Raw genomic sequence first — 11,559 nt, 5'->3', positions numbered from 1 at the left:
CTTCTCAGATATTCAGATATTATGAGAGGCGGCTTGGAATAGATAGGTGCAGAATTCGTAAGTTTGCTTTTGTGGCAGGAACATTCAAAAATATACGCAGACGGGTATGGCTCATTCTGAACACCCTGGTGGTGCTCTGGATGCTGGTGGGCGTGCTGTGCCTGCAGGTGCCGCCCAGCACGTTCTGGCCAGCTGGCTTTGTGGCCTTCTCGCTGCCGGGCGCGCTGGTGCTTAATTTCCTGTTCCTGCTCTACTGGGTGCTGCGCCGCTCGTGGCTGCTGGTGCTGCCGCTCTCCGCGTTCATGCTTGCCTGGAGCTACTACGCCCGCCTGGTAACCATCAACTTTGGAGAGGAAGTGCCGGAGGGCGCCAAGACGCTGCAGGTGATGAGCTACAACGTGCACGTGTTCAATGCCTACGATAAGATTGTGGAGGGCGTGCCGCAGGTATCTACCGACATGATAGACTGGGTGGCCGAGCACCCGGCCGATGTGTTCTGCCTGCAGGAGTTCTATAGCCGCGTTAACTCACTGGAGTATAATAACTTTAACCGCATCGGGACCCGCTACGGCAAGTATAAGTATGTTTCTACACTTGAAACAGATAAGGTCAAAGCTAACTTAGGGGTTGTGATTTTCTCGAAGTATCCAATTTTGATAGGGGGCACAATTCATTTTAATAATTCGTATAGACAGAGCGCCAACCGGGCCGCCTGGGCCGACATCAACGTGAAAGGCGACACGGTGCGGGTCTACGCGGTGCACCTGCAGTCGATGAGCATCAAGTCGGAGGACATTGAGAATACCTACTCTGCGATAGGCGACGAGGCAAGCTTTAAGAAGGAAAGCCGCAACCTGGCGCGGCGCCTGCGGAGTGGCTTCATCTCCCGCGCCGCCCAGGTGCAGCAGTTGCTGGAGCATGTGCAGGCATCGCCTTACCCCGTCATTGTGTGTGGAGACTTCAACGACATCCCCTTCAGTTATACTTACAACGAGCTGGCGAAGGCGCTGCAGAACGCGCATGAGAAGGCGGGTAATGGGGTGGGGGCCACCTACAACGGCCCGCTTCCTTTCCTGCGCATCGACAACCAATTCTACAGTCAGGGGCTGGAGGCCTACAACTTCCAGACGCATTACGAAATGGGCCTTTCAGATCACTTCCCGATCTCAGCAACCTATGTGCTGCAGCCAAAGGCCACGGAATAGCGTTAGGAGAAGGAGGGCAATATTTTTAGTTTTGCACCACCATCGGCCTGAGAAGCTGAGATTTTAAAAGTACGGCCTTTTAGTGGCCCATACTTAATGTTACTATGCAACAGAAACTGAACCTGTATAATACGCTGACGCGAAAGAAAGAGGAGTTTGAACCGCTGCACGCCCCGTTTGTGGGGATGTACGTGTGCGGGCCGACCGTTTACGGAGAGCCGCACCTGGGCCACGCCCGCAGCGCCGTTACCTTCGATGTGCTGTACCGTTACCTGAAGTACCAGGGGTATAAGGTTCGTTACGTGCGGAACATCACCGACGTGGGCCACCTGCAGAACGATGCTGACGAAGGCGAAGATAAGATCCAGAAAATTGCCAAAGCACAACAGATAGAGCCGATGGAAGTGGTGCAGCACTATACCAATGTGTACCACCGCGACCTTGAAAAACTGAACACGCTTTCTCCGGATATCGAGCCACGCGCATCAGGCCACATCATCGAGCAGATAGAGATGATACAGGAAATTCTGGAAAATGGCTTTGCTTACGAAGTGAATGGCTCTGTTTACTTTGATGTGCCGGCATACAACAAGGACCATAACTATGGCAAGCTGTCAGGCAGAATTATAGAAGACCTGCTGAGCAACACCCGCGAAACAGAAGGGCACGACGAAAAGCGCTCGCCACTGGACTTTGCGCTCTGGAAAAAAGCTTCGCCGTCGCATATCATGCGCTGGCCTTCGCCGTGGAGCGATGGCTTCCCGGGATGGCACCTGGAGTGCTCGGCCATGAGCCGCAAATACTTGGGTACTAATTTTGACATACATGGCGGCGGACTGGACCTGATGTTCCCGCACCACGAGTGCGAGATTGCCCAGAGCCAGGCCAGCTGCAACCACACCGACGGTGCCAAGTACTGGGTACACAACAACATGATCACGGTGAACGGGCAGAAGATGGGCAAGTCGCTGGGGAACTTCATTAACCTGAGCGAGCTTTTCAGCGGCAACCACGAGATGCTGGAGCAGGCTTACACGCCCATGACGATCCGCTTCTTTATATTGCAGGCGCACTACCGCAGCACCCTCGACTTCAGCAACGAGGCGCTGCAGGCGGCGCGCAAAGGCTACACCAAGCTGATGAACGGCCTGCGCGTGCTCGAAAAACTGCGTTACCCGGAGGCAGAGACGCAGATCGTGCCGGACGAGAAGCTGAACGAGGAGCTGCAGAAACTCACCCAAGACTGCTTCCGTGGCCTGAACGACGACCTGAACACGGCCAAGACCATCGCCTCGCTGTTTAACCTGCTCAAGAAGATCAACAGCATCTACCTGGGGCAGATAGATGTGGCGCAGCTGACCAGGGGCACGCTTGACCTGGTGCGTGATACTTACCAGGAACTGGTGCTGCACGTGCTGGGGCTGCAGGAGGAGACCCTAGGCGATATGGAGGAAATGCTGCACCTGGTGCTGTCGTTCTACAAAGAGGCCAAGGAAAACAAGGCCTACGACAAGGTGGATGCCATCCGGGCGGAGCTGAAGCGGCAGGGCATCGTGATCAAGGACATGAAAACCGGAATTGACTGGGCTTATGAAGAATAAAATGAACATGCTGGCGCTGATCTTATGCGGAACCCTTTGCTTTGCCAGCTGCGACTCGGCTGAGAAAAGCGGCAACAAGGTAGCCACAGTAGAGGAGGAGGCTCCGGCAGCCGTGCAGGCCCCCGCCTTTAACCCTGATTCGGCCTACGCCTTTGTGGAGAAACAAGTAGCCTTTGGCCCGCGCGTGCCCAACACAGGCCCGCACTTCCAGACCGGCGAGTGGATCGTGGCGAAGCTGAAGGAGTACGGCGCACAGGTGCAGGAGCAGAAGTTTCAGGCCAGAGCTTACGACGGCACCATGCTGAACCTACGCAATGTCATCGCCTCCTACAACCCCGGCGCCGCCAACCGCATACTGCTGGCCGCGCACTGGGACACCCGCCCTGTGGCCGATAAGGACGAGGAAAACCCCGACAAACCCATAGACGGAGCCAACGACGGCGGCAGTGGCGTGGGGGTGCTGCTGGAGATAGCCCGAACCATACATGCGGCGCAGCAGAAACCGGATGTGGGCGTGGACCTGATCTTTTTCGACGGGGAGGACTACGGACAGCCGGAGAGCAGTGCAGGCCCATACGTGCAGGACTCCTGGTGCCTGGGCTCGCAGTACTGGAGCCGGAACAAGCACGTGCCGAACTACCGCGCCAACTATGGCATCCTGCTGGATATGGTGGGGGGCGAGAACGCCCGCTTCCCCCGTGAAGGGTACTCCAGGCAGTTTGCCAAGGATATCGTGGACAAAGTATGGAAGGCCGGCAACAGCATCGGTTATTCGGATTTCTTCAAGTACCAGAACGCCCCGGCCATTACCGACGACCATTACTATGTGAACACCCTGGCCAAGATCCGGATGATCGATATCGTGGAGCTGCATCCGAATGCCGGCAACGGGGATATCTTCGGGGCATACCACCACCGCCACACCGACACAATGGATATCATCAGCAAAAACACGCTGAAGGCCGTGGGGCAGACGGTGCTGCACGTGGTGTACAACGAGTAGAGTGATTTATACTTTCAGCAGAAATGCCGCTGGCTTCTCATACGTAGAAACCAGCGGCATTTCTTTTTTCATCCCTCCCCTTACTGCAGCAACCCCTCCTGCACCATACTGTTTACGGTTAGCTCAGCCAGCGTTATGGAGGCTTTGCGGAGGCTGGCCGGGCTGTGCGATTCCGTTTGGGCGGACCATTGCAGCTGCTCCGTCTTCACGTCGTAGAGGTTGGTTTCCAGGAAATAGGTTTTCTCCTCGGTGTAGTAGCCGGGATCGTAGACGGTGGGGTACCAGTACGTGTAATATCCCCGAAACCGGCCATACCATCCAAAGCGCGTGATGGGGGTGTAGCCATAGGCGCCCGGTACGTAGCGGGTTTCCGTTTCCTGGTCCAGCAGCGCCACCGTCAGGATAGCGTCGTAGCCCTGCTCCCGCGCCTTAGCCAGTATCTGGTTCACGTCGGGGCCGCCTTTCTCCGACATAGTGGGCGGGAACATGTCCAGGCTTCTGGCGGCATCGAGGCCCCGCTGCTGTAGCTGCGCCTTCATGTCGGTTTCCACTGTTTGCCTGGCGCGCACGTTGTCCGAGAGAGCCACCACCATCACCTTGCTATACTTCTGGGCACTTATCTCCGGGTTTTTCCAGGTGCCCGTTATGCGGGTAGTGGGCGTGCAGCCCCATACTGCCAGGCCAAGTATAAACATAATCAGGAATTTATACTTCTCAGCTGATTTTGTGACACCTAACTCCATCATAGTTAATTTGTTATGCTTATACTTTACTAACGAATTAACTATGTGTTTTGATGCTTGCGGGGAAAGTAGTTAGAACGGAAAAGGATATTTACAATTCACGATATTTTATACTTTTGCAACGAGCCCCGACACCTCGGCATGCGGTGGGAGGCGGCTTTTTATAGGGGTTGCGGGCACAACTTTTTCGGCTGGTTAAAGTATAGTTTGGGGCAAGCCTTTGCGCCTGCATCACCGTTACGGTGCCTGCCATGCTATAGAAAACGCTGCGGTATAAAGCCTGAAAGGGCTTTGCCGCTTTGGTAGATGACGATAATCTGAGTTTAAGACAACCCATACTTTTTACTTCATTTTACACGCTACCCAAAAACTATCAAAACAAAATGAGTTACGAGAAAATCGTTTCGTTGCTTGGCTCCGACGCAGAAAACCTGCTGCAGTACCAGAGCCAGACCATTTCCAAAGAGCAGCTGCATGCGCCGGGCCCCGATTTCGTGGACCGCATCTTTGCCCAGTCGAGCCGCTCGCCGCAGGTGCTGCGCAACCTACAACAGCTGTTCGACCACGGCCGCCTGGCGGGCACAGGCTACCTTTCCATTCTGCCAGTGGACCAGGGCATCGAGCACACCGCCGGCGCCTCTTTTGCCCCGAACCCGATTTACTTCGATCCGGAGAACATCATTAAACTGGCCCTGGAGGGCGGCTGCAACGCGGTGGCTACCACCTTCGGCAACCTGGCCATGATGTCCAGGAAGTATGCGCACAAGATCCCGTTTGTGGTGAAGATCAACCACAACGAACTGATGACCTACCCCAACAAGTATGATCAGATCATGTTCGGCTCCGTGGATGATGCCTGGAACCTGGGCGCTGCAGCCGTAGGGGCCACTATCTACTTCGGTTCCCAAGAGTCTTCGCGCCAGATCATAGAGGTGGCCGAGGCCTTTGAACGGGCGCATCAGCTGGGCATGGCTACCATCCTGTGGTGCTACACCCGCAACAACGCCTTCAAGAAAGACGGCGTGGACTACCACGTGGCCGCCGACCTGACCGGGCAGGCCAACCACCTGGGCGTTACCATCCAGGCCGACATCATCAAGCAGAAACTGCCGGAGAATAACGGCGGCTTTAAGGCCATCGGTTTTGGCAAGACAAACGAGAAGATGTACACCGAGCTCACGACCGACAACCCCATCGACCTGACGCGCTACCAGGTGGCCAACTGCTACATGGGCCGCGCCGGCCTCATCAACTCCGGTGGCGAGTCGAAAGGCGAGTCCGACCTGGTGGATGCGGTGCGCACGGCTGTTATCAACAAGCGGGCGGGCGGCATGGGCCTGATCTCCGGCCGCAAGGCGTTTCAGAAAGACATGGGCGCCGGCGTGGAGCTGCTGAACGCCATCCAGGACGTGTACCTGGCAAATGAGATTACACTGGCGTAATTTGTAGCAGAACTGCCGATTATTACATATTTTTGTGGCCTGCCTTTGCGTACCCCCTGAGGGTGACCGGGGCAGGCCACCTTGATTTTATACTTTGCTGTAAAGTATAGCCATAACTTTAAAGTGCGGAAGCACGCTGTTTAACTATGATGCCTTGGTTTAAAAGAGCAGATAAAGGAATCCAGACGCCAACAGAGCAAAAGAAGGAGACCCCGGACGGATTGTGGTACAAGTGCCCTACCTGCAAAACCGTGACGAGCACCGCCGAGCACCGCAAGAACCTGAACACCTGCGTGCAGTGCAACCACCACGACCGCATCGGTTCCAAAGAGTACTTTGCCATTTTATTTGACGACAACGAGTTTACCGAGCTCGACGGGAACCTGACTTCAGGCGACCCGCTCCACTTCGTGGACTCCAAGCCTTACCCGCAGCGCATTGCCTCCACGCAGAAGGCCACCGGCCTGAAGGATGCGGTACGCTCAGCCTACGGCAAGATAAACGGCCAGAGCATTACCATCGCCTGCATGGACTTCTCCTTTATCGGCGGCTCGATGGGCTCGGTGGTGGGCGAGAAGATTGCCCGCGCCATAGACCACGCCCGCAAAACCCGCACCCCATTCCTGATGATTTCCAAATCGGGCGGTGCGCGGATGATGGAGGCCGGTTTCTCGCTGATGCAGATGGCCAAGACCTCAGCCAGGCTTGCCCTGCTGAGCGAGGAGAAGCTGCCCTACATCTCCCTGCTCACAGACCCAACCACCGGTGGCGTAACGGCCTCTTATGCCATGCTGGGCGACTTTAACATCGCCGAGCCGGGCGCCCTGATCGGTTTTGCCGGCCCGCGCGTGATTAAGGAGACGATCGGCAAAGACCTGCCGAAGGGCTTCCAGAGCGCTGAGTTCGTGCTGGAGCACGGCTTCCTGGATTTCATCATCGACCGCAAGCAACTCAAGAACCGACTGAGCGAGCTGCTGAGCATGGTGCTGCTGCCAGAGGACGTGACCACCACACCGAAGGCAAGGAAAGTTGCCAAAGCATCCTGAGCAAACGTATAAACTGCCTGTGAAAAACCTGTTGGCCTGGTGCCAACGGGTTTTTTTATAGGTGGCTACCTAAAGTATAGTATTATAGAATATATCCTTGATGAAATATTTTAGCGAGGTAAAACACGATTTGGCACAGGACTTGCGTTTGCAGGTGTAAGAACTTTGAATCCTATTACAGTACACTCAAACTAAAAGAACAACAACACACATTTACCAAACCCTGATTAACATGAAATTTGTAAAACTATCCCTTAGCTCGATGCTGGCTGTTACATTGCTGTTTACGTCTTGCAAGAGCACCGCGCCAGTAGCTGGCTCTGATAACACCGAGACCACCACGCAGACCAAGCCTGCAGAGGAGAAAAAAGGTATGAGCAAAACCACCAAAGGCGGCCTGATTGGAGCCGGTGGCGGCGCCGTGATCGGTGGCCTGATCGGTAACAGACTGGGCAACACGGCTGCCGGTGCCATTGTGGGTGCCGCCGTGGGGGGCGCAACAGGTGCCGTTATCGGTCGCCGAATGGATAAGCAGGCCGAGGAACTGGAGAAATCGATGGAGAACGCCAACGTAGAGCGCGTGGGCGAGGCTATCCGCGTGAACTTCGACTCCGGTATACTTTTCGCCGTGAACTCCGCCGAACTGAGCGCCTCTGCTAAGCAGGATATCCAGAAGCTGGCCAAGACGCTGCAGGAGTACCAGGGTACCGATGTGATCATTGAAGGCCACACCGATAACACAGGCTCTTATGAACTGAACCAGAAGCTATCGGAGCGCCGCGCCGCGTCGGTGGCTGCTTATGCCCGCAGCCTGGGCGTTGATGGTGCGCGTCTGCAGGCCAAAGGCTATAGCTACGACCAGCCAATTGCCGACAACAGCACGGTGGAAGGACGCAAGCAGAACCGCCGCGTGGAGATCATCATTGTGGCAAACGAGGAGCTGAAAGAAGCTGCCGAGAGCGGTGAGATCAAGTAATTAGCTATACGAAAGTATAGAAAGTATAAAGCAAGGCGTCTGCCTCCTTAAAGGGGCAGGCGCCTTGCTTTTTATGGGAAAGCAGGTATCCAAAGGGCTTTTTAAAACCAGAATAAGGAAAAGGCGTTTAAGTTTTATACCTGTAGCCATAGCCCGCCTGTGGAAGTATAAGGGCAGGGGGCTGCAGGATGACTCTGGTGAAAAATATTTCGCCAAAGTTTATATAACATTTAAGGTATATAGTCAGTAAAAGGGTCAGGATCTTGAAAACCTGATCTGGAATTAAAAAAGAAAACCATGAAGAACTTCAGAATAAACCTTTCCATACTAGCCATTATCGCCATCATACTTTCATCCTGCGCCTCAGGCGGCGGCGGTATGAGCAAGACGGCTAAAGGTGGTATTATTGGTGCCGGCTCCGGTGCCGTGGTAGGTGGTGTGGTTGGTAGAGTGGCTGGCAACACGGCCGCAGGCGCCATTATTGGTGCTGCCGTGGGTGGCACGGCCGGTGCCCTGATCGGCAGAAGAATGGACAAGCAGGCCGAGGAACTGCAGCGTGACCTGGAGAACGCCAAGGTAGAGCGTGTGGGCGAGGGTATTAAGATCACCTTCGACTCAGGCATCCTGTTCGCTACCAGCTCTGCCGAGCTTCAGTCTGGCGCTAAGACCGAGATCTCGCAGCTGGCCCAGACCCTGCAGAAGTACCCGGACACGAACATCCTGATTGAAGGCCACACAGACAATACCGGTAACAGAAGCATTAACCAGCCGCTTTCGGAGCGCCGTGCCGAGTCGGTGGCCAGCTACCTGACATCTACCGGGGTAGACCGCAGCCGCATGACCACACAAGGCTATGCCGATGACCAGCCAATTGCCGATAACAGCACAGCCGCTGGCCGCCAGCAGAACCGCCGCGTGGAGATTGCCATCTACGCCAACGAGAAAATGAAGAAAGCCGCCGAGCGCGGAGAGCTATAAAAGATTAAGTAGTAGTAGATTGATTGGATAATTGGTGATTAACCAGCCGCACGGGGGTGCGGCTGGTTTTTTTATGCCTTTTATACTTGCTGCTATACTTATACTCTGGCTATACTTTTATACTTGCTGTTCCGGATATACTTGTCCGGAGCTACTCTGCTGCGGATTCCCGAATCCACGTAAGCCATACTTTATACTTTATATCATACTTTCCCTTAGCCAACGCTTCATGCAACTGGAAACAAGCTATCGTTTCTAGCTTCCGCTGATCCTCCAGACTTACAAACCTATCGTTTCATTTCCTGCTTTGGCTCCCTCTAGCCCGGGAGGGCTCGTCCTCGGGCATCGCGCTGTGTTCCCTTCCTTTGCTACCCTTCGGTCGCAATGCCCTTACGGGCACCGGAATCTCACAAGGCGCTCAACCCAAGGACTGGGTATCATTCGATAGCTGCGGCTTTTGTCATCTCGAATGAAATGAGAGATCCCTTTAGAATTCCCGTTAGATCTCTCGCGCTGCTCAAGATGACAATAAAGTATAGCAAAAAGTATAAATTCCCCTCTTTTGGGAGGAGCAGGTTTATACTTTGTAGGGGCAGGTCGCGACCTGTCCGCGTGAGGACAGCAGCTACAAAACTTATACTTCAGCCAAAGCAACTACAGATTCCCCGCCTTAGACAAGTCTTGGATCCCGAACTTGTTCCGGGGGAGGGGTAGGGGTGGTTGGACCCGGTATGGCGTAGAACTGGGGGCAAGAGCAGATGGTTTTCCGGAAGCTATACTTTCCCGCTGAACCAGCTGCTGTACATCACGTAATTATTGGCCGTCTTAGCCAATCCCTCTACCTGCTCCTGGCTCAGCTGCTTAACCTTACGGGCCGGTATCCCGGCATAGATCCACCCCGACTCACAAACCGTGTTCTCCAGCACAATGGCCCCCGCGGCAATGATGCATTTCTCCTGCACCACGGCGTTGTCCATCACAATCGAGCCCATTCCCACCAGCGAGTTATCGTGCACGGTGCAGCCATGCACAATGGCGTTGTGGCCGATTGATACGTTGTTACCAATGGTGGTGGCCGCCCGCTCGTAGGTACAGTGGATCACAGCCCCGTCCTGGATGTTGGTTCTGTTGCCAATGCGGATGCTGTTCACGTCGCCACGGATGACGGCATTGAACCAGATGGAGCACTCATCCCCCATCACCACATCGCCCACAATAGTGGCGTTTTCGGCAATCCAGCAGCCCTCGCCCATTTGCGGCCGCACACCCTTCACCGGAAGTATAACTGGCATATGTTTCGTTATTCGTTGTTAGTTATTCGTTATTCGGTAAAGATAGGGGGTTATACTTCTACAGAAGCGAAATAGTAGCACTTCTACCATCAATTATACTTCTCGGCAGCTCCCTATACTTTTCCAGGGAGCAAAGCAGTATACTTTCCAATGACTCTTCCCAACAACGAATAACGAACAACTACTAACGAACTAACCGCTTCCACGTCCCTTTCAGGTAGTTATACTTTAGCGTGCTGGGCAGGGCTTTCCAGAAGTAGGTGTTCAGCTCCACGGCGAAGCTGGGTTGCATGTAGCAGTTGATGGTGCAGCCTTCGCAGGCCGGCAGCCTGCCCTCCTGCCGCTTCAGCTCCTCTACCTCCTGGCTTAAGTATAAATCATAGAGATTGCCGTTTATCGGGAAGCTCTTGGTGCCCAGGTGGTAGCAGGGAAGTATGAGCTCATTCTCCGGGGAGATGACCAGGGTGGTGCTGGCGGCTTTGCAAACCGGTTTGGCAGTTTTGTTGCCTCCGTCCAGGCGCAGCTGCACGAACCCCTCGTTCAGGTATACTTGCCTGCGCTTGCCAAAGTCACTGAGGTAGCGCAGCTCCTCCTCTGTCAGCTGCTCGCCGGTCTCCACCTGGTTATACTCGAAGGCCGGGTTAAGTATGAGCACGAGCTTGTTCGGAAGTATAATGTTCTGGTACACCTCCTCCAGCTGGTGCAGGTTGTGCCGGAACACCGTGAAAAGTATGTCCGGCCGCTCGCCCAGCTCCCGCGCCACCTTAATCGACTCCATCACGAAGTCGAAGCAGGCCACGCCCCGGCCGCGGTCGTGCTCCTCCTTGTCGGCGGAGTCGAGGGAGAAGTGCAGCATGTCCACCTTGCCCTTTAGCCGCTCGGCCAGTTTGGGGTAGAGCATGGCGTTGGTGGTGAGCGTGGTGATAAAGCCCATGTCGTGCGCCATGCCCAGCATTTCATCGATCTGGCGGTGCAGCAGCGGCTCGCCGCCGGTAAAATCGACCACCTGCACCCCCAGCCGCTTCAGGTCGCGCAGGTTCTGCGCCACATCCTCCAGCGTAATGTAAGGCGAAGGGCGCTCCCAGATATCACAGAACGAGCACTTTGCGTTACACCGATAGGTGACGTAGTAATTACAAAGTACCGGTTTAGACCTTAGGCGCATCTTTTGTGGAATGATGAGATCAAAAGTATAAATTATGAACGAAGTATACGGTATACAGGTCCGGATGAATTTGCCAAGCCTTTTGTATGCGTTGCTACATTGCTGAAT

The 11,559-nt window shown here is 54.7% G+C and carries 10 protein-coding genes; 7 read left to right on the top strand and 3 right to left on the bottom strand.

Annotation, left to right across the window (positions count from 1 at the left end; all coding sequences use genetic code 11):
• The first annotated feature begins 71 nt into the window (after positions 1 to 71).
• The 3 genes from A3841_RS02070 (at position 72) to A3841_RS02060 (ending at position 3,809) form a co-directional block, all read left to right on the top strand.
• Positions 72 to 1,205, top strand: coding sequence for an endonuclease/exonuclease/phosphatase family protein (locus A3841_RS02070; RefSeq protein WP_073850606.1), 1,134 nt, complete (start codon positions 72 to 74; stop codon positions 1,203 to 1,205).
• 104 nt (positions 1,206 to 1,309) lie between these two features.
• Complete coding sequence (gene cysS, locus A3841_RS02065; protein WP_073850605.1) at positions 1,310 to 2,806, top strand: cysteine--tRNA ligase; 1,497 nt, start codon at positions 1,310 to 1,312, stop codon at positions 2,804 to 2,806.
• A complete protein-coding gene (locus A3841_RS02060; protein WP_073850604.1) occupies positions 2,796 to 3,809 on the top strand; it encodes a M28 family peptidase in 1,014 nt (337 codons plus the stop codon). Before cysS ends, A3841_RS02060 begins: the two co-directional genes overlap by 11 nt.
• A gap of 80 nt (positions 3,810 to 3,889) precedes the next feature.
• On the opposite strand, the gene A3841_RS02055 is transcribed toward A3841_RS02060, so the two are convergent.
• A complete protein-coding gene (locus A3841_RS02055; protein WP_235861253.1) occupies positions 3,890 to 4,555 on the bottom strand; it encodes a hypothetical protein in 666 nt (221 codons plus the stop codon).
• Between the two features lie 380 nt (positions 4,556 to 4,935).
• Here A3841_RS02055 and A3841_RS02050 point away from each other — a divergent pair, with 380 nt between their 5' ends.
• From A3841_RS02050 to A3841_RS02035, 4 genes are all read left to right on the top strand, one after another.
• A complete protein-coding gene (locus tag A3841_RS02050; protein WP_073850603.1) occupies positions 4,936 to 5,994 on the top strand; it encodes a class I fructose-bisphosphate aldolase in 1,059 nt (352 codons plus the stop codon).
• 149 nt (positions 5,995 to 6,143) lie between these two features.
• The gene (accD, locus tag A3841_RS02045; protein ID WP_073850686.1) at positions 6,144 to 7,040 is read left to right on the top strand and encodes an acetyl-CoA carboxylase, carboxyltransferase subunit beta; all 897 of its coding nucleotides are present in this window, start codon (positions 6,144 to 6,146) and stop codon (positions 7,038 to 7,040) included.
• Positions 7,041 to 7,272: 232 nt separating this feature from the next.
• On the top strand, positions 7,273 to 8,016 hold the full coding sequence (locus A3841_RS02040) for an OmpA family protein (RefSeq protein WP_235861251.1): 744 nt from the start codon (positions 7,273 to 7,275) through the stop codon (positions 8,014 to 8,016).
• Between the two features lie 297 nt (positions 8,017 to 8,313).
• Positions 8,314 to 8,994: an OmpA family protein gene (locus A3841_RS02035; protein WP_073850601.1), complete on the top strand. Its 681-nt coding sequence runs from the start codon at positions 8,314 to 8,316 to the stop codon at positions 8,992 to 8,994.
• A gap of 773 nt (positions 8,995 to 9,767) precedes the next feature.
• On the opposite strand, the gene A3841_RS02025 is transcribed toward A3841_RS02035, so the two are convergent.
• The gene (locus tag A3841_RS02025; protein ID WP_073850599.1) at positions 9,768 to 10,286 is read right to left on the bottom strand and encodes a gamma carbonic anhydrase family protein; all 519 of its coding nucleotides are present in this window, start codon (positions 10,284 to 10,286) and stop codon (positions 9,768 to 9,770) included.
• 184 nt (positions 10,287 to 10,470) lie between these two features.
• Positions 10,471 to 11,451, bottom strand: coding sequence for a radical SAM protein (locus A3841_RS02020; RefSeq protein WP_073850598.1), 981 nt, complete (start codon positions 11,449 to 11,451; stop codon positions 10,471 to 10,473).
• Between the last annotated feature and the right edge of the window lie 108 nt (positions 11,452 to 11,559).

Origin of the sequence: Pontibacter flavimaris (assembly GCF_001907195.1) — a bacterium.
Classification (GTDB): Bacteria; Bacteroidota; Bacteroidia; order Cytophagales; family Hymenobacteraceae; genus Pontibacter; species Pontibacter flavimaris.
Note: the sequence above shows the minus strand (reverse complement) of the source record. Positions and strands in the feature narration are given on the sequence as shown.